Raw genomic sequence first — 18,052 nt, forward strand, 5'->3', positions numbered from 1 at the left:
TCACCTGAGGGTGGCGCCGCCGTCGACGTAGATGTCCTGCATGGTGATGTGGCGGGCCCGGTCGGAGGCGAGGAAGGCCACCGTCTCGGCCACGTCCACGGGTTGGGCGATGCGGCCCAGGGGGATGCCGGTGCGGTGGGCGGCGAGGTCTCCGTCGATGACGCGCCGTGGGCCGTCGGGTCCCTGCCACAGCACGCGTTGCATGGGGGTGTCGGTGGATCCCGGGCAGACCACGTTGCAGCGGACGCCGTGCGCGGCGACCTCAAGGCCCAGGCATTTGGTGAACATGACGGCGGCGGCCTTGGAGGCCGCGTAGGCGCTCATGCCGACGCGGGGTACGCCGGCGGCGTTGGAGGCGACGGTGACGACGGCGCCCGCGCCGCGGCGGGTCATGCCGGGGACGACGGCGCGGGCCAGGTGGAGGAGGCCGGTGGTGTTGACGGCGAGCGTCTCGGCCCAGTCCTGGTCGGTGATGTCGAGGGCCGGTCCGGTGCGCAGCACGCCCGCGACGTTGACCAGCACGTCGACGGGGCCGAGTTCGCGTTCGACGCGTGCGACGGTCGCGGTCACGGCGCGTGTGTCGGTGACGTCCAGCGGATAGGGCCGGACGGTGGGTGCCCGGGTGGCGCTCGCCGGGTCGGTGGTGAGGGCCGCGACGGTGTCCGTGAGGCGGTCGGTGGCGCGGTCGGTCGCGGCGACGGCGGCGCCGAGGTCGGCGAGCGTCTTGGCCACGGCGGCGCCGATCCCCTGCGCCGCGCCGGTGACCAGCGCCACGCGTCCCTCGAACTCGCCACGCGGTACCCGCATTTCGGACACACCCCCTCCTTGCTTAGGTAAGGCTAACCTAAGACACTCGGGGGGTGTCCGTCACCCCGTCAGGGTGCGGGCGCCCAGACGGCGACCCAGTCGATCTCCACGTCGGCCCGTTCCGGCACGCCCGCCTGCGGGCAGCGCGGGAAGCCCCATTCGGCGCTGCGCTCGCAGCCGCCCGCCTGGGACTGCAGCGCCAGCCACATGGGCTCGTCCGGGACCTCGTCCCCCTCCACCGTGCTCCAGACCTCGCCGTCCACCAGAAAGGCGATCTCGCCCGGGGTCCACTCCACGGCCACGGTGCGCCAGTCGGTGAAGTCCACGTCCGCCAGGGAGCGTTCGATCTGCCCCCGCTCGCCGCGCTCGTCCACGTAGTGCACAAAGGCGGAGCCGCCCCTGCGGGGGCCGCCGAAGTCCTCGATGAAGTCGATCTCCGGCGGCCAGGCCTCGCGTTCGGGCCAGAGGAGGAAGTGATAGGTGATCTCGTCGCTCGGATCGGCGCGGAACCGCACCTCCCAGCGGCCGTAGGTCCGCGTCACGGGCCAGTGGGAGACGCCGCCGGTGACCCAGCGGCCCTCCTCCTGATAGCCGGCCAGCACCAGGTTGCCGTCCCGCGTCTCCACATGCGAGGGGTCCCACCAGCTGTAGGGGTCGCCGCCCGGCTGTCCGCTGTACGGGCTCCAGCCGTCGCCCAGTTGGTCGCGGTCGAAGTCGTCGGTGAAGACGAGATCCCATCCGTCGAGGTCGGCGTCCGGCCCCGGGGCGACGGTCGCGTCGCCCCCCGACCTCCCGCCGCCCGACTCTCCGGCGCCGTCGGAGAGCGCGACGACGCCCGCGCCCACCACCGTCAGGGCGAGCAGCCAACCCACCAGCCTCGCACGGGACTTCACGGTCGAACACTCCTCCCCGATCGCCTCTTGTCAGGTCGGCGTCCACAACCGGCCCGACGCTTACTGAGGTTAGGCTAACCTTACATGCGTGCCCAGTGTGTTGGTTCCCTCCGCTCCTTCCACCGCTCCGGATCGCCGCCCGGCGGGCCCCCGCGCCCCGTGGGGGCGCCGGCTCGCCGAACCGCCGTTCCGCGAACCGACGGTGGCCGCCGCCCTGACCGTGACGGCGCTGCTCGCGCTGCTCGCCCCCGGGCCGCCACCGGCTCTCCGGGCCGTCGTCCTCACGGCCTTCTGGCTCGCCGTGCCGGGGTTGCTGCTCTGCCCACCGGGCGCGCTGCCCCGGGTGGTGAGGCTGGCCGCGGTGCCGGCCGTGGGCGTGGTGGCCCTGTCGGCGGTGTCGACCCTCACCCTGTGGCTCGGGGTGTGGGCGCCCGAGCCGTGGTCGGTCGTGGTGATCGTCGGCTGTCTGCTCGCGGCGGTGGCGCGGGGCCTGGCGTCGGCCCGGGCCGACGTCCCGGCCGGCGAGGAGGCGCCCGGCGTGCGGTGGCGGACGCGCGCCCCCGGGCCACGGGCCGCCGTGGGGTGGGGGCTGCTCGCGCTGGCCCTGTCCTGCGGCCTCGGCGCGCTCCCCGCCCTGCGGGACGCGGAGCCGACCACCTACGGACTGCTGGCCGCCGCCCCCTGGTTCTATCCCGGCGCCATCGCCGCGACCGTGCTCGTGTTCGCCCTCGCCGTGCGGGAGTTGACGGGGGGCGGCGGACGTTCCGCGACCCTGCGGGCGGTCGCCGCGCTGGGGGTGCTGATCGCGCTGCTGCGCGCGGTTCCCGCCCTGGCGAGCGAGGTCCCCTTCTATCCGTGGACCTACAAGCATGTCGGCGTCTCGGAGGCCATCGCCTCCCTGGGCACCCTGGTCCCGGAGGCGGATCTCTACCACTCCTGGCCCACGTTCTTCGCGCTGACGGCCTGGCTGGCGGAGACGACGGGGCTGGGCATGGTCGGCCTGGCGCACGCCATCACACCCCTCGCGCATGTGCTGTTGGCGCTGGCGGTGGCCGCGCTGGCCCGGTCGTTGGGGCTGCGTGGCCCGGCCGTGCTGGTCGCGGCCTTCCTGGCGGAGGCGGTGAGCTGGGTGGGCCAGGACTACTTCGCGCCGCAGACGGTCGCGCTGTTCCTGGGGATCGTGACCCTGGCGCTCGCCCTCCAGCCGTCCACCCGTCGGGCGGCGCCCTGGCTGGCGGTGGCGTGTTTCGCCGCCCTGGTGCCGATGCATCAGCTCACCCCCTACTGGGTGTTGGGGGTGCTGGCGCTGCTGGCGTTCCTGGGGCGGGTGCCGGGGCGGGTGTTCTGGCTGGGCCTGGCCGTCGCCGTGCCGTATCTCGTCGCCCACTGGGACATCGTCGAGTCCTACGGGGTGCTCTCCTCCGACAGCCCCCTGAACAACACCCGCACCAATGCGGCCGCGCCCGGCAGCGACGAGCGGGCCACCGGCCAACTGGTGTTCCGCGCCACGGCGTTGGCCGTGTGGCTGCCGGCCGTCGTGGTGCTGGCGGTGCGGGCGTTCCGGCGGCGGGGCACCGTGCTGGTGCCGGGTGTGCTGGCCCTCTCCCCCTTCGGGTTGCTGCTGGCGCAGAACTACGGCGGCGAGGCGGTGCTGCGGGTCTTCCTGTTCGCGACCGCGGGGATGGCGGTGGTGCTCGCCCCCGCCGTCACCGGGCTGCTCGGCGCCGGAGCGCGCCGGGCCGGGAGGTCCCGGCCCGGCTGGCGCGCGCTCGCGGCGCCGGCCGTCGCGGCGGCGGCGCTGCTGGGGTGGACGGGGCTGGCGGCGCAGTCCTACTTCACCGCGTGGTTCCCCAACCGGATCAGCGCCGCCCAGGTGGAGGTCACCCGGGTACTGCTCGACGAGGTGCCGGGCCAGGCGTACTTCGCCGCCGCCGGCGGTGGCTGGCCCACCCGCGCGGCCGGCGGCTATGTGCCCCGGGTGGTGACGGCCTGGGACGCCGACCTGCCGCTGCTGACCGGCGTCGACCAGGACGAACTCGCCGAGGCGCGCGAGACGGAGGACGAAGGGGCGCGCGGCGAGGCGATGGTGACGGTGGTGAACGAGGCCGTCGAGCCCCGTCCTGCCCCGACGTTCGCCCTGTTCGCCGCGAACACCTACACCACCGCCGCGTACGAGGACCCCACGTTCGCCCGTGACCTGCGCGCGCTGCACGAGGCGCTGCGCGACGACCCGGACTGGGAGCCGGTGTGGAGCGAGGACGACGTGGAGGTGTTCCGCTATGTGCCGGCGGGGTCGGTCGGGACGCCGGCCGCGCTCTGGCGCCCCGACAGCGGCCCCTGAGCCGGGCGCCTATGCCGGGTGGAGGTGGCGCAGTCCGTCGGCGATGCCGCCGCGCCAGCAGGCGTAGTCGTGCCCGCCGGTGTACTCGACATACGCCACGTCGGCGCCGAGCGCGGCGAGCCGGTCCACCATCGGGCGGTGGGGCGGGTGCAGGATCCACTCCTCGGTGCCGACCTCGACCCAGGCGCGGACGCCGTCGAGCCGGCGCACCGCCGCGTCGGTGGTGGGGTCGCCCTGCCACAGCGAGGCGGACTGGCTGATCGCGGCGCCCACCCGGTCGGGGTGGCGGACGACCGTGTTCAGCGCGGTGAGCCCGCCGAGCGACTGGCCGGCGACGGTCACGGCTGACGGGGTGTCGGGGACGGGGTGCTCCCGGCGGGCCCAGTCCAGCAGTTCGCCGGCGACAGACGCCGCCGCCCCGCCGTCGGCGAGGTCACGCCAGCGGCTGGCCCGGTCGCCCGAGTCGACCAGCAGGGCCCGCAGCGGGCGGATCGCGCGGTCGTGGCGCAGGTTGTCGAGCGTCGTCGGCAGGTCCTGGGTGGTGGTCCACACGTCGCCGTCGAGGACCACCAGCAGATCGCCCGGCTCGGCCGGATCGAGGCCGGCCGGCTCGTACACCCAGACGCGGCGCCCGTCCGGCCCCGGACGTTCGGTGAGCCGACCGCGCGCCACCCCGGGTCGGGGCGCGAGCCAGCGTTGGGCGGGGGCCTGGTCCAACGCGACCACGGACTGGACGCGTCCGGCCCGGTTTTGGCAGCTGGCCGGGTTGTGCGGGTCGGTGCGGCCCCGGTCGAGTGCCTGCCGCAGCGCCGCCTGGTCGCCGACACGCCAGGGCGGCGGACCGGTGTCGGCGTGCGGCAGAAGCGCGTAGGACGCGCGCCAGGTGACGGGCATTCGGTAGGACAGATGCCACAGGTCGGTGCCGGGCAGCCGTGCCATGAGGCTGTCGTCCAGGCGTCGTTCGTCGGTGAGGCGGTTGACGAACAGCAGCACCCGCTCCGCGGTGGCGTCCCACCAGAGGAAGGTGACCACCGCCTCGCCGGGGCTGCCGTCGACCGGCTCCACCAGCGGGGTGGTGCGCGCGGTCGTCCGGCGGAAGCGTTCGAGCACCGCCCGGCGGTCCCCGGGGTCGGCGGCGGCGAGGTCGTGCCGGAGCCGTTCGACGGCAGGGCCCGCCGTCCGTGGGGCGGGGGTCGGCCTCGGCACCTTGGGCGGGGTCCTGGGCTGGCGCGCGTTCGGCATCGGTGGGTTCCTGTGCGGACGAAGGGAGACGGCAGGGCGGGAGAACCCGCCCTGCCGTCGGAACAGGTGAAACGGTTGAAACGGTTGGAACTGGTGAAACCGTCGGCACTCAGCTCAGGGTGAGCGTGAGGACCGCGGTGTAGTGACCGGACGGGGTGGTCGTCGGGGCCCGGAGTTCGAGACCGGCGCCGACCTGGGCCGTGCCACGTCCCTGCCCCGCCGCCGACCGCGCCAGGACCGCGCCCTGGTCGAGATCGCCGGTGAGCGCCTCACCCGGGGTGACCCGCTGCCCGTCGCCGGTGGTCAGCACCTCCGGCGTCCAGCCCAGGTACGAGCCGGAGAAGCTGGCGGAGTCGCTCTCGAAGGCCGAGACCTTGCCGGCGAGGCTCCACCCCGGGTCGGTGGTCCGCACGTCGGTGACCGTGACCACCGGCAGCTGACCCCGTGCCACGAGGGCGTCGATCGACGGCGCCAGCTCGGCGCGACCGAGGTCGACCCCGGACTGGTCGTCGAGCGCGAGGACCAGGCCCTCGCTCCTGGGCACCTGGACGGTGACGTCCACCTCACCCGTGGTGGCTCCCGGCTCCGTGGGATCGGTCGGGTCCGTGGGGTCCGTCGGGTCGGTGGGATCGGTGGGGTCACCGACCGTCACCTTGAACGGGATCCACACGGTGGTCGGCGGCTCGGAGTCGAGGAAGTGGAGGATATGCCAGCCGTCCGTGGTGGGTTGCCCCACCACGTCCGTCTCCGGCACGGCCACCGGCTCGTCCGTGAACGTGCCGTCCTCGTCGACGACGATCCGCGGTCCGCCCTCCGGGTGGAGCTGCCCGTCGCCCTGATCGCCACGGAGCAGTCCGTAGGCGTTCTGGTCCATCTTCACCGCGAGCCGCTGGCCCGGGGTGAACCCCGATCCCGAGACCAGCACCGTGGAGCCGGCGGCGACCTCCGTGTCGAAGGTGACGCTCGCCCCCTCGGGCTTGGGCGCGGGCACCGTGGGCTCCCCGGGCTCGCCGGGCTCCCCCGGTTCACCCGGTTCGCCGGGTTCCCCCGGCTCGCCGGGTTCCCCCGGGTCGCCGCCCCCGTCCCCCGCTTCCACGGAGATCAGGTGCAGCTCGTCGATATCGCCCTCGCCACCGAACGAGGCGGCGCGGCCGGTGACATACGCGTTCCCCTTGGCCACGGTCACATGGTTGGGGAAGATCCCGACGGGCACCTCGGTGAGGTACTCGCCGGTGGTCGCGTCGATCACGTTCACCGCGTCGCCGTGGAACTCGGTGGAGAACACCAGATCGTGTTCGGCGTCGAAGGCGCTGTTGAGCAGCCCCTGCGGCCCCGGCACGTCGCGCAGCACCGTCCCGTTCCGCAGATCGACCACGGTGATGTCGTTCGACGCCTGGTTGGCGACGTACGCGCGCTCACGCTCGGGGTCGACCGCGATACCGGAGGCACCTGCGCCCGCCCGGTCGGTGGGGATCGACGTCCACGACCTGTCGATGTTGTCGAGGACGAAGATCTCACCGGAGGCGAGATCGGTGGTGTAGAGCAACGAGGTGTCCTCGTCCGCCACCAGCTCCAGGGCCATCGGCTGGGTCGCCTGCCGCAGGGGTATCCGTTCGACGGGTTCGAAGGTCTCGGTGTCGAACTTGACGATGCCACCGCCGGCCTGGGCCTCGCTGACATACGCGAAGCCGCGCTCCGCGTCGACGGCGACATCCCGGGAGTGGAGGGCGGCGCCCCGCTGCGAGGCGAGATGCTCCCCCGTCTCCTGGTCGTACACCGCCACGCCGTCCTCACGGGTGGTGGTCACCCAGACGGTGTTGTGGACATCGTCGACGGCCACGCCGTAGACGGCCTCCACCCGCGCGTCCGCCCCGGAGCCCAGCTCCGGCGGGGTGATGCGCTGCAACACCTCCAGGGTGTCCGGATCGACCTTCAGCAACTCCGACTGCTGGATGGGGGGTCGGCCCACGGCCGAGGTCACCCAGAGCACGTCGTTCCGCTCGGAATAGGCGGACTGGTAGAGCCCTTCGGCGATCGGCGCGCTGACTGTCTCGAAGTGGTAGTTCTCCGCGCTCCCCTCCGCGGCGACGGCGCTGGTGCCGCCACCGAGCGCGAGTGCCAGGGTCAGCCCTCCCGCCATCACCGCTGTCGCTCTTCGGGCCGTCCGCTGTCTCATCCGCCACTCCTCCGATAGGGAGGGTGTCCACATAGGTTGGCCTCTTTTCTGAGGTTCCCCGGAACTACCCGGGGGTTTTACGGTTTTTCCTGCTGTTTGTTACGGATTCCTACGGTCTTTCACCTAACCCTGGCCCTACGGGGGCAGGCCGAACATCACGTCGCCGGCCTACGACCGCACTCGCTAAGGTGATGCTAACTTAGCCAAGCCTTACCTAAGTTCTCACCTCTCGAACGGGAGACCCGTGTCACACCAGGCCGTTGACAACGTCGCCCTGGCGGAGCTCGCGCCGGGCGTCGCCGACCGTTCCGTCGTCGGGCGGCTGCGCGCCGTGGCGCTGGCCCGCCCCACCGCCATCGCCCTGCGGGACGACGACGGCGCGCTGACCTACGCCGAACTGCGGGAACGTGCCCTGCTGTTGGCGCGGGCGGTGCGCGAGCCGAAGCCAGGGGGGACGGCGCCGGTCGCCGTGCTGGCGCCGCAGAACCGGCACGCGGTGGTGGGTTTTCTGGCGACCCTGTGGGCCGGGCGCGCGGCCGTGCTGCTCGATCCGCTGCTGCCCGACGAACGGCTGCGCCGGATCCTCGCCGCGACCGGCGCCGACCTGCTGATCACCGAAGGGACCCTCCACGACCGGGCCGTCGGCCTCGTCGACCCGACGCGCTGCCAGGTCCTGGGGACCGCCGAGGCGCCGACCGGAACGGGGGGCGACGATGCCGGTCCCGTGCCGGGTGGGGACGCCCCCGCGTCGATCGTCTTCACCTCGGGCTCGACCGGTCGCCCCAAGGGCGTGGTGCACAGCCACGACACCGTGGTCAACGGCGCGGCGATCTCGGGGCGCGCGTTCGCCGTCGGCCCGGAGGACCAGGTCGCCGTGGTGCTGCCGATCGCGTTCGCCGCCGGGCAGGAGACCCTGTTCATGGCGCTGCTCAACGGCGCGACGGCCCAGCTGCGCGATCCGCGCGCACAGGGCCTGCGCGGCTTCGGCGACTGGCTGCGGGAGCGTGGTGTCACCACGCTGCACACCACGCCCTCGCTGCTGCGCTCGGTCGTCGGGACGCTGGACGGGACGTATCCGACGGTGCGGCTCCTCACCACCTGCGGCGAGGCCGTCCACGGACGTGATGTCGCCGGCGCGCGGGAGTACCTGCCCCGCGCCACGTTCGGTTCGTGGCTGGGGGCCTCCGAGATCGGCCATCTCGCGTTCCACTTCATCGCCCCCGAAGAGCCGGTCCCGGACCGGCTGTTGCCGGTCGGGCAGGTGGTGCCGAGCAAGGTGGTGGTCCTGGTCGACGAGGACGGCACCCCCGTCGCCCCGGGCGAACCCGGCGCCGTGGAGGTCCGTTCGGCGTTTCTGGCCACCGGCTACTGGGACGAGGAGGCCGCGACGGCGGAACGCTTCCGTCCCCTGGAGGGGCGGACCGTCGCGTTCCGCACCGGGGACGTGGGGCGGTTCGCGCCCGACGGGTCGCTGCTGCTCGCGGGGCGTGCCGACCATGCCGTCAAGATCCGTGGCTATCTGGTCGAACCGGCCGAGATCGAGGCCGCGTTGCGCGCCGTCCCGGAGATCACCGACGCCGCGGTCGCCGCCTGGGGGGAGGGGTCGGGGACCCGGCTGGTCGCCTACGCGGTGCCCGACGGGCGGCGCCGCACCCCCTCGGTGGCGGCGCTCCGCCACCGGCTGCGGCGCTCGCTGCCGGACTGGATGATGCCGGGCCAGATCCTGCTGCTCGCCGAACTGCCGCGCACCGAACGGGGGAAGCTCGACCGGGGCGCGCTGCCCGAACCGCCCCCGCTGCCGGAGCCGACGCCGCCCGCCGACCAGTGGGAGGCGGAGCTGGCCGAGGTGTGGTCGACCGTCCTCGACGTTCCGGTGGGCCGCGAGTCGTCCTTCCCGCTGCTCGGTGGGGACTCGCTGGCGGTGGAGGAGATGCTGACGGTCGTCGGGGAGCGGCTGGGCGTGTCCCTGCTGCCCATCGACCTCGCCGAGCGGCCCACCCTCCGCGAGTTCGCCGCCCTGGTCGCCGAGCGCTCCGGCGCCCCGGCAGGCCCCGCCCGGCGGATGCGGGCCGGGGCGCCGGTGGCGCGGCTGCGCCGGGGCAGCGGCCCGGCGGTGCTGTGCTTCTCCGGGGCCGGCGGATCGCCGGCGCTGTTCGCCGGGTTCGCCGCCGCGCTCGGCGACGACGTCCCGGTGCACGCGTTCGCCGTGAACGGCTTCGAGAACCGTGGGGTGCCCGACTGGACGGTCGGCGCGACCGCCCGCCGCTATCTGCGGCTGATGCGGGCCATCGGCCCGGCGGCGACGGAGCCCGCCGCGCTGGTGGGGCACTCGCTGGGCGGCCTGTTCGCCCTGGAGGTGGCGCACCGGCTGCGGGCGGCGGGCGCGCCCGATCCGCCGCTGGTCATCCTCGACACCATCCTGCCGCCGAGTGTCGCCGTCCGGTCGGGCGACGCGGCCCCGACGGTGCGCGTGCCCGGCTTCCGGAACCAGACCGCGGGTGAACGCTGGGCGACCCGGGGCCGGTTGCTGGGTGCCGGCCTGCTGCCCTACCGGCCACGGGTCCAGCGTGAGGTCTTCTTCCAGCACGGCGCCCGGCTGACCCGCTTCCACCGGCCCCGCCCCTGGGACGGTCCCGCCGTGGTCTTCCGCTCGTTGGAGAACCTGGACTCCCCGGCCTGGTGGGACGCCGTGCTCACCGGGCCGCACGAGATCGTGGAGGTCCCGAGCGATCATGTGGGGATGCTCAAGCCCCCGTATCTCGCCGATGTCGTGGCCCGGGTCCGCGCGGTGACGGGGCGATGACCGCCCCGACGGCGCGGGCCGACCACGCCGCGCCGGCGACCGACGCCATCCCCGGTCTGGGGCGGGTCGCCCAACTCGTGCTGCGCGGCGACGGGTTGACCACCACCTCACTCGAAGTGCTGACCGGAAGCCCCATCACCGTGCGGGTCCTGGCACACTGGGTGTGGGACATGGCCGACGGGCTTGAGGCACTGGCCCCGGCGGATCCGGCCTATACCGGGATCGTGCCGCACGATGTCGGCGAGTGCGCCCGCGTCGCCCACCACCATCTCGATCCCGGCGACCACGAGCGCCTTCTGGTGCGGGAGATCCTGCTGGTCGACGAGGCGGGCACGGTGCACGGGGCGTCGGCGGTGGTCGCCGTCCTGGACCGGCTGCCGCCGGGCGTCGCCCGCCGGCTGGCCACCACCGACGAGCCGATCGGCCGCACCCTGCGCGCGCACTCGGTCTCCGTGACCCGGGTGCTGCTGCGCTGGGGGCTGCGGCCGGCCGGCGAGCGGGCCCGGCACCTGCCGACGGCCGGCTCGCCGTCGCGGCGCGTTCCGGCCCGGGACTATGTGATGCGGCTGGTGCCCGGGGGCGCTCCGCTCGCGGTCTTCACCGAGTGGTTCGACCCCGGCCTCTTCTGACCCCCCGTCCGCCGGGGCCCGACCAGCGGGCACCCCCCGTCCACCGCACCCGAGGAGATCCGCCGTGCGCACACCCGTCCGTCACGCCCGTACCGAGGTCGCCATCGTCGGCGCGGGACCCGCAGGGCTGCTCGCGGCGCATCTGCTGCGGCTCCAGGGCATCGAATCGGTCGTGGTGGAGGCCCGCAGCCGGTCCTACATCCTGGGCCGGGTGCGGGCCGGCATCCTGGAGCAGCCGGTGGTGGACCTGCTGCACGAGGTGGGGCTCGGCGAGCGTCTGGCGCGCGAGTCGATGACCCACGACGGCGTCCAACTGGCGTTCGAGGGCGAGCTGCACCGGATCGACCTGGCCGCGCTCACCGGCCGCCGGGTGACCGTCTACGGGCAACAGGAGATCGCCAAGGACCTGTTGGCGGCGCACGAGGCCGGCGGGCAGCGGATCGTCTTCGAGGTGTCCGAGGTGCGGCTCGACGAACTGACCGACGGCCCGGTGGTGAGCTACGAACACGCGGGGGTGCGGCACGAGTTGCGCTGCGAGGTGGTCGTCGGCGCCGACGGCTCGCACGGGGTGAGCCGGTCCGCCGTGCCCGACGCCAGGCCGGCCACCCGCTCCCACGACATCGCCTGGTACGGGATACTCGCCGAGTGCGCGCCGGCCAGCGACGAACTCGTCTACGCCCGCCACCCGGAGGGGTTCGCGCTGCACTCGATGCGCACCCCCCGGATCACCCGGCAGTACCTGCAGGTCCCGGCCGGCACCTCGGTGTCCGATCTGTCCGACGCCGAGGTGTGGAGCCGGCTCCGCCGGCGCTTGGAGAGCCCCCGGGTGCGCCTCGCCGAGGGGCCGATCATCGAACGCGCGGTGGCGCCGCTGCGCGGTCTGGTCATGGACCGGATGCGGCACGGCCGGCTGCTGCTGGCCGGGGACGCGGCCCATATCGTCCCGCCGACCGGCGCCAAGGGCCTGAACCTCGCGGTGGGCGATGTGGTGGTCCTCTCCCGGGCGGTGGCGGCCCTGCTCCGACGCGGGGACGCCACGGCGTTCGAGCGGTACACCGAGGACGCCCTGGGCCGGGTGTGGCGGGCCGCCCACTTCTCCTGGTGGATGACGACGATGCTGCACCGGATCGAGGGCGACGCCTTCGAGGCGGGCCTCCAACTCGCCCGGCTGCGCGAGGTGACCGGCTCGGTGGCGGCGGCCACGACGTTCGCGGAGAACTACACCGGTCTGCCCTTCGCCTGCGGCTGGGAGGGCTGACCGGGCGGCCGGCCGCCCAGCCGCAGGCACCACTGGTCGAACACCGCCTCCTGGTCGAAGCGGGCGACCCGCTCGCGCGCGGCCCGCCCCATCGCCGCCCGGCGGCCCTGGTCGTCCATCAGCGCGCCGAGCGCGGCGGCCAGCGCCGGCGCCTCGCCGACCGGGCAGACCAGGCCCGTGACGCCGTGTTCGACGACCTCCCGCACCCCGGGCCCCGCGTCCGTGGTGACCGAGGGCACCGCGCAGGCGGCGGCCTCGGCCAGCACCAGGCCCATGCCCTCGTGCCGGGAGGACAGGGCGGACAGCGCGGCCCGGCGCAGTCGTCCCGGGTAGTCGTCGGTGGGGCCGGCCAGCAGCACGCTGTCGCCGACGCCCAGCTCCGCCACCAGCCGGTCGAGCGCCGCGTGTCGGGGGCCCTCGCCGTAGATCTCCAGCCGCCAGCCGGGCCGTTCGGGCACCGCCAGGGCCCAGGCCCGCAGCAGTACGTCCAGATCCTTCTCCGGGTCGTAGCGGGCGCCCACCACGACGCGGCGGTCCCTCGTCCGCCCGGCCGGGCCGCTGGCGGCGACCAGGCCGCGCACATCCACCGGGTTGCGCTGCACCGCCGGTCGGCGCCCCAGGGCGCGGGCGAACGCGTCCGCGTCGCCGTCGTTGAGGACCAGCAGCTCCTCGACGCCCCGCAGCAGCCGGCGGGTCCGAGCCAGGTCGCCGCCGGCCAGGGCGGCGTCGAACGAGCCGTGGTACTGCACCAGCAGCCGCGGCCGGTCCGCCCGCGCGACCCGCCGCAGGCCGGCGAGCCCGTACTCGGCGGCCCGCAGCTGGGTGAAGACCACGGTGGCCCCGGGGAAGCGCGCCAACAGCCGCCCCAACCGGCGGGCCACCGCGTCCCGATGGCGCAGCGCGCGCCAGGCGGCCGGCCCCCGGGCGGCGAGCTTGGCCCGCTGCCAGACCGTCACCGGCTCGTAGGGCAGCAGCCGACGGCCGCCGGGGTCGACGGTCAGCACCGGCACGTCGCCGGCGGGGGCGCCGGGGTGGAAGGCGCCCCGGCCCTCGATCTCCACGCACACCACGTCCAGGCCGCGCGCCGCGAGGCCACGCGCCAGGGCCGCGACAAACCGCTGCACCCCGCCCAGCACGCCGAGGGTGTCGGCGACCAGCACCACCCCGGGCGCGCCGGGCACCCCGGGCGCGAGGTCCCGGCCCGTCATCGGCGTTCCAGCACGGCGGCGTAGCCGCGTGGCGTCAGCGCCAGCACGGCGCCGGCGACGGCGGCGCGGCGGGCGCCGGCCCGCCACAGCGCCGCCAACTCCCGGGCCCGTACCGACCGGCGGGCGAGCCGCACGGCGGCCCCCACGTCCTGCCGGAGGCCGTCTGGCACGCCGTCGGCGCTGCCGCGCGCCGCCGCGAGGGAGCGCAGCGCCATATTGGCGACGGGCAGCAGCACCCCGTCGTAGCGGTAGCGGGTGTAGGTGCTCCGCCAGCGCCCCGCGCGGTCGTCGCCCAGCAGTCCGGCGCGCGTCAACTCGGCGCGCACCAGGGCCTCCTGGGCGAACAGGTCGAGGGTGTGCGGGCCGAAGCGGCGGGAGAGGGACGCCTCGTTGGTGGTGTAGTGGTACAGCGGCTCGTCCACCAGCGCCACGGTCCTGGTGCGCAGGGCCAGCCGCAGCAGCACCGGAAGGTCCTCGTAGGCCATGCCCTCGGGGAAGCGGACGCCGTCCAGCAGATCGCGGCGCACCAGTTTGTTGCAGGCGTATCCCCTGGCCTCGTTGACCAGGATGCGGCGGGCGTACTCCTCGCCCGGGCAGGCCGGTTCGGGGGAGGACGGTTCGACGACGCCGGTGCGCCGTCCTTCGCGGGTGACCAGCGCGGTGCGGGCGACGGCCAGTGCCGCGTCGTGCTCGACGATCGCCGCGCGCAGCAGTTCGACGAACCGGGGGTCGGCGGTGTCGTCGGAGTCGCAGAACCACACCAGATCGGTGTCCAGGGCGTCCAGTCCGGTGTTGCGGGCGGCGGAGAGGCCACGGTTGCGCGGATGGGTGATCAGGGTCACGGGCAGTCCGTGTGCGCGGGCGGCGTCCAGCGCGACCGCGACGGACCGGTCGCCGCCCCGGTCGTCCACCAGGACGACCCGGTCGGGGCGGACGGTCTGCGCGGCGAGGGCGGCTACGGTGTCGGCGACAAAGCGTTCCACCCGGTACAGCGGCACGACCACCCCGACGCTGGGGGCGGGTCGGTTGGCGGCGCTCATCGTTCGCCTCCTGTCGGGGTGGCGGCCCTGGCCTCGTCGACGGTGGCGCCCACCGTCGCCGGCAGGTCCTCCGCCGGCCCGGTGAGTTCGCGGTACAGCCGCAGACAGGGCGCGGCCAGGAGCAGCGCGCAGGCGCCTTCGACGACGAGGTAGACGACGCCGACGCCGGTCAGCCCCCAGCGGGGCACGGCCCACAGCGCGCCGGCGGTGATGCCGACAGCCGAGGCGCACTGGACGGCGACGGCCAGGCGTTGGCGGCGGACGATCCGGCTGAGCGTGCCGTAGAGGAAGACCACGCCCTGCAGGGCGAACGCCACCGCCATCAGCAGCAGCAGCGTGGTGGCGGCGGACGCGTAGGCGGGTGAGACCAGGTGGAGCAGGAACGGGCCGGCGCCGGCCAGGCCGAGGCCGCCGACGGCGCCGACGGCGGCGACCAGCCGCACCAGCCGGCGGGTGAGGGGCGGGACCTGGCGCGGTTCCTGGGAGGCCGCCGCCACATAGGACGACATCACCGCCGCGTACAGGGTGCCCACGGCGGTGCACAGCGACCACGCCAGGTTGAAATAGGCGTTCTGGCTGGCCCCCAGTCGGGCCAGCACCAGCAGGGGCAGCACCATCGGCACGGCGAGGGCCACGATCATCAGCGTGAACGAGGCGCCCTGGAAGGCCAGTAGCTCGCGCGGCGGCGGCAGGGTCGGGGCGCCGGCGCGTTCCCGCACGGTGCGGGAACGCAGCGCGGCGACCACGGTGGTGAGCGCGGCCGCGGCGGCGACCACGGCCCAGGATCCGCTGAGCGCCAGCGCGCCCGAGCCGGCCAGCAGCACCACGGGGGCGAGTTTGACCACGGCGGTGACGATGTTCTTGGTGGCGGCCCAGGTCGCGCGGCCCAGGCCGGTGCACACCGGGTCGACCAGCGCGTAGAGCGCGAAGGCGGCGACGATCCCGGGGAACACCCAGCGCTGCGCCGGGTCGTCCACCAGCCGGTCGGCCTGGCCGACCGCGACGAACACGGTGCCCAGCAGCACCCCGACGCCGCCGACCAGGGCCAGGCCGGCGACGATGTGCTGCCGGGTCCGGCCGCCGGATCCGGCGAGGAACCGCTCGTAGCTGCCGCCCAGGGAGAGGCAGGCCAGGGTGCCGAGGAGGGTGGCGGTGGTGACGGTGGCGGAGGCGCGGCCCACCGTCTCCGTCGCGAAGTACCGTTCGGCGAGGCCCCAGTAGACCAGCCCCAACACCCCGGTGAGTGCCGAACTCACCATCAGGGCGAGGGCGTTGACTCCCATGCCGGGCGCGCTTCGGGTCACGAGGCGGGTTTCCCTTCGTGTGGGACGTGTCGCCGGTCCTCTCCCCTGACGGCGGACCGTTCGACCCACCGCCGGCTGCGTCCGAGGGCCCGGCGGGAGCGCAGATAAGTCCATGGGCCCGCGACGATGCCGCGCAGCTCGGTGCGGCCGAGCGCGGCGGGGAACGCGGGTGATTTGCCGGCGTTCTTGGTGGATCCGGGGGCCAGCAGCATCCGGGCGGAGGCGGGCGCGCGGGCCAGCAGCCGGGGCAGATGGCGCGGCCCGGTCAGGGCCAGCTTGGTGACATGGGCGGTGAGCCCGGCGCCGTATCCGTACATCTGGCGGGAGAGTTCGGCGTAGTCGCGCCGGTGGTGGTGGCGGACGAGGACGCGCGGGTTGTAGACGACCGTGCCGCCGTCGAGGTAGACGGCGCGGAAGACGTCCAGGTCCTCGCCGCCGAGGGTGGGGGTGCCGGGGCCGAGCGCGGGGTCGAAGCCGCCGAGGGCGCGCAGCGTCTCGGTGCGGAACGCCATCGAGTTGCCGGAGCCGAACTCGCCGGCGGTGTAGGGGAAGGCGGCGCCCCGGTGGCCGGTGACGGCCGGCTCGGGCGAGCCGGCGGAGCGGGCCAGCCGGTCGAGGGCCGAGCGCAGCGGGGCGTCGGCGCCGCCGGGGGCCCAGACGGCGAGCCGGTAGCCCTTCTCGAAGCCGCCCGCTTCCTCGAACCACACCTGGGCCGGGGTGAGCAGTTCGGCGGGGACGACCAGCCCGGTGACGCACCGGATCGTCGGGTCGCAGGCGAAGGTGTCGACGGTGTGCCGTGTCCAGTCCGGGTCGGGCAGCGCGTCGTCGTCGGTGAACGCGACCAGCGGGGAGCGCACATGGCGCAGCCCGGTGGAGCGCGCCCGGGAGGCGCCGCGCCGTGGCTCGGGCACCACCCGCAGCCGGGGGTCGACCACCTCGGCCAGCAGCCGGGCGACGCCGCCGCCCTCGGGGTCGTTGTCGACGACGATCAGCTCGCCGAGCGGCCCCTCCTGGTCGAGCAGCGCGGCCACGGCGCGGGGCAGCAGCGGGGTGCGGCCGAGGGTGGCGAGGACGACGGAGATCCCGTCCGCCGCCCGCGCGGCCGGCGCTGGTTCATCCGGTTCGTCCGGTTCGTCGGGTCCCTCGGGTTGGTCGGTCAGGTCGGGGCGGGCCCGGTGGACGGCGGCCAGCCACTGGTCGCGGTCCGGACGGGGCGGCAGCGCGTCGAGGCGGAGCTGGGCGAGGGGCCAGCCGCGCCGGCGCAGCAGCAGATGGGCGCGGCCCTGTTCGGGGACCGGGAGCGGCGCCAGGGGGGCGTCGGGGTCCGGGTCGAGATCGAGGTCGGCCGGGCGCAGCGGGGTGAAGTCGTCGGGCGGCGGCGGTTCCTGAGGGGCGCGGCGCAGGCGCGCCGTGCCGGTGGCATAGCCGGCGGCCGTGGTGCCGAGGCCGAGCAGTCCGACGCCGGCCCGCAGCGGGCCCCAGGGGTCGCCGCGCAGCACCGCGAGGAGATGGCGGGCGGTGCCGCCGGTCACCATCCGCAGCGCGTGCGCCCGTTCGCTGCGCAGCGCGCCGGCCGCGCCGACGGCCCTGGTCAGGGCCGCCTTGGAAAGCCCCTCGTGCCAGCATCTGCGCACCAGATAGCGGACGGTGGCCCGTTCGGCGGGGACCTTGTGGTCCACGACGGCGGTGGTGTCGCGCACCACGCGGATGTCGGGCAGGGCGTCGCGGAGGCGGATCGCCAGCTCCGTCTCCTCGCATCCGGCGGGCAGTTGGGCGGTGCGCCCCAGGCCCTCGGAGAACGGGCCGGCGGATTCCAGCGCGTGCCGGGTGGCGGCCATGCTCGCTCCGATGGGGTTGCGGATCGGGTCGCCGTCGCCCGGCAGGCCCCGGTAGTCGCAGCCGACGACCCAGCCCAGCTCCTCGGGGAACCAGCGCGGCGGAGCGCACTGCCAGTCGGCGACGACCGCGCCGCCGACCATGCCGACCGGCCCCTCGGCCGACTCCCCGGCGGCCGGCGCCAGTCGGCGGCGCAGCGCGGCGAGCCAGCCGGGGCGCGGCACCGCGTCGTCGTCCAGGAAGGCCACCAGTTCCGCGGTGCTGTGCCGCACCCCGGTGTTGCGGGCCCCGGACAGCCCGGGGTTGCCCTCGCTCGGCACGACGCGTTCGGCGGGCCAGCGCTGTCTGGCCCGGGCCAGCAGTCCCTCCTCGTGGTCGATCACCAGGACGAGTTCGTCCCCGTCGTCGAGCTGTGCGCGGACGGCCTCGACGGCCTCGCCGAGCGCCGCCCAACGCGCTTGGGTGTAGGCGCAGATGACGACGGCCATCCGGTCGGTGGCGCGCCCGACGCCGCT

At 74.9% G+C, this 18,052-nt stretch carries 12 protein-coding genes; 4 read left to right on the forward strand and 8 right to left on the reverse strand.

The window, feature by feature from the left end:
• Positions 1 to 807, reverse strand: coding sequence for a 2,3-dihydro-2,3-dihydroxybenzoate dehydrogenase (locus tag AOM46_RS29850; protein ID WP_062217551.1), 807 nt, complete (start codon positions 805 to 807; stop codon positions 1 to 3).
• Positions 808 to 875: 68 nt separating this feature from the next.
• A complete protein-coding gene (locus tag AOM46_RS29855) occupies positions 876 to 1,700 on the reverse strand; it encodes a family 16 glycosylhydrolase (RefSeq protein WP_062217554.1) in 825 nt (274 codons plus the stop codon).
• Positions 1,701 to 1,788: 88 nt separating this feature from the next.
• On the opposite strand from AOM46_RS29855, the gene AOM46_RS29860 reads away from it, so the two are divergent.
• Entirely contained in the window at positions 1,789 to 4,041 is a 2,253-nt protein-coding gene (locus AOM46_RS29860) for a hypothetical protein (RefSeq protein ID WP_158920778.1), read from the forward strand.
• Between the two features lie 9 nt (positions 4,042 to 4,050).
• On the opposite strand, the gene AOM46_RS29865 is transcribed toward AOM46_RS29860, so the two are convergent.
• Both AOM46_RS29865 and AOM46_RS29870 read right to left on the reverse strand, forming a co-directional pair.
• A complete protein-coding gene (locus tag AOM46_RS29865) occupies positions 4,051 to 5,283 on the reverse strand; it encodes an enterochelin esterase domain-containing protein (protein ID WP_062217562.1) in 1,233 nt (410 codons plus the stop codon).
• 109 nt (positions 5,284 to 5,392) lie between these two features.
• Complete coding sequence (locus tag AOM46_RS29870) at positions 5,393 to 7,459, reverse strand: YncE family protein (RefSeq protein ID WP_158920781.1); 2,067 nt, start codon at positions 7,457 to 7,459, stop codon at positions 5,393 to 5,395.
• Positions 7,460 to 7,703: 244 nt separating this feature from the next.
• Between AOM46_RS29870 and AOM46_RS29875 the strand changes: the two genes are divergently transcribed.
• The 3 genes from AOM46_RS29875 to AOM46_RS29885 all read left to right on the forward strand — a co-directional run bounded on the left by AOM46_RS29875 (position 7,704) and on the right by AOM46_RS29885 (position 12,149).
• Complete coding sequence (locus AOM46_RS29875; RefSeq protein WP_062217569.1) at positions 7,704 to 10,262, forward strand: AMP-binding protein; 2,559 nt, start codon at positions 7,704 to 7,706, stop codon at positions 10,260 to 10,262.
• Positions 10,259 to 10,891, forward strand: a complete 633-nt coding sequence (locus AOM46_RS29880; protein WP_062217572.1) for a hypothetical protein — start codon at positions 10,259 to 10,261, stop codon at positions 10,889 to 10,891. The genes AOM46_RS29875 and AOM46_RS29880 overlap by 4 nt, the downstream gene beginning before the upstream one ends.
• 64 nt (positions 10,892 to 10,955) lie before the next feature.
• Positions 10,956 to 12,149, forward strand: a complete 1,194-nt coding sequence (locus AOM46_RS29885) for a 4-hydroxybenzoate 3-monooxygenase (RefSeq protein ID WP_062217576.1) — start codon at positions 10,956 to 10,958, stop codon at positions 12,147 to 12,149.
• On the opposite strand, the gene AOM46_RS29890 is transcribed toward AOM46_RS29885, so the two are convergent.
• Genes AOM46_RS29890 through AOM46_RS29905 form a run of 4 tightly spaced genes read right to left on the reverse strand, consistent with a single transcriptional unit; the run spans position 12,110 to position 18,025 of the window.
• Positions 12,110 to 13,357, reverse strand: coding sequence for a glycosyltransferase (locus tag AOM46_RS29890; RefSeq protein WP_062217578.1), 1,248 nt, complete (start codon positions 13,355 to 13,357; stop codon positions 12,110 to 12,112). The two genes, AOM46_RS29885 and AOM46_RS29890, sit on opposite strands and share 40 nt — an antisense overlap.
• Positions 13,354 to 14,397: a glycosyltransferase gene (locus tag AOM46_RS29895; RefSeq protein ID WP_062217581.1), complete on the reverse strand. Its 1,044-nt coding sequence runs from the start codon at positions 14,395 to 14,397 to the stop codon at positions 13,354 to 13,356. Before AOM46_RS29895 ends, AOM46_RS29890 begins: the two co-directional genes overlap by 4 nt.
• The gene (locus tag AOM46_RS29900) at positions 14,394 to 15,701 is read right to left on the reverse strand and encodes a lipopolysaccharide biosynthesis protein (RefSeq protein WP_158920784.1); all 1,308 of its coding nucleotides are present in this window, start codon (positions 15,699 to 15,701) and stop codon (positions 14,394 to 14,396) included. Before AOM46_RS29900 ends, AOM46_RS29895 begins: the two co-directional genes overlap by 4 nt.
• Positions 15,698 to 18,025, reverse strand: coding sequence for a glycosyltransferase (locus tag AOM46_RS29905; RefSeq protein ID WP_062217588.1), 2,328 nt, complete (start codon positions 18,023 to 18,025; stop codon positions 15,698 to 15,700). Before AOM46_RS29905 ends, AOM46_RS29900 begins: the two co-directional genes overlap by 4 nt.
• Between the last annotated feature and the right edge of the window lie 27 nt (positions 18,026 to 18,052).

Origin of the sequence: Streptomyces sp. NBRC 109706 (assembly GCF_000974485.1) — a bacterium.
Taxonomy (GTDB): domain Bacteria; phylum Actinomycetota; class Actinomycetes; order Streptomycetales; family Streptomycetaceae; genus Streptomyces.

Bases quoted from the DNA above. Each gene is read 5' to 3' on its own strand.
- AOM46_RS29850 (WP_062217551.1), bottom strand. From the start codon at position 807: ATGCGGGTACCGCGTGGCGAGTTCGAGGGACGCGTGGCGCTGGTCACC.
- AOM46_RS29865 (WP_062217562.1), bottom strand. From the start codon at position 5,283: ATGCCGAACGCGCGCCAGCCCAGGACCCCGCCCAAGGTGCCGAGGCCG.
- AOM46_RS29870 (WP_158920781.1), bottom strand. From the start codon at position 7,459: ATGAGACAGCGGACGGCCCGAAGAGCGACAGCGGTGATGGCGGGAGGG.
- AOM46_RS29880 (WP_062217572.1), top strand. From the start codon at position 10,259: ATGACCGCCCCGACGGCGCGGGCCGACCACGCCGCGCCGGCGACCGAC.
- AOM46_RS29890 (WP_062217578.1), bottom strand. From the start codon at position 13,357: ATGACGGGCCGGGACCTCGCGCCCGGGGTGCCCGGCGCGCCCGGGGTG.
- AOM46_RS29895 (WP_062217581.1), bottom strand. From the start codon at position 14,397: ATGAGCGCCGCCAACCGACCCGCCCCCAGCGTCGGGGTGGTCGTGCCG.
- AOM46_RS29905 (WP_062217588.1), bottom strand. From the start codon at position 18,025: ATGGCCGTCGTCATCTGCGCCTACACCCAAGCGCGTTGGGCGGCGCTC.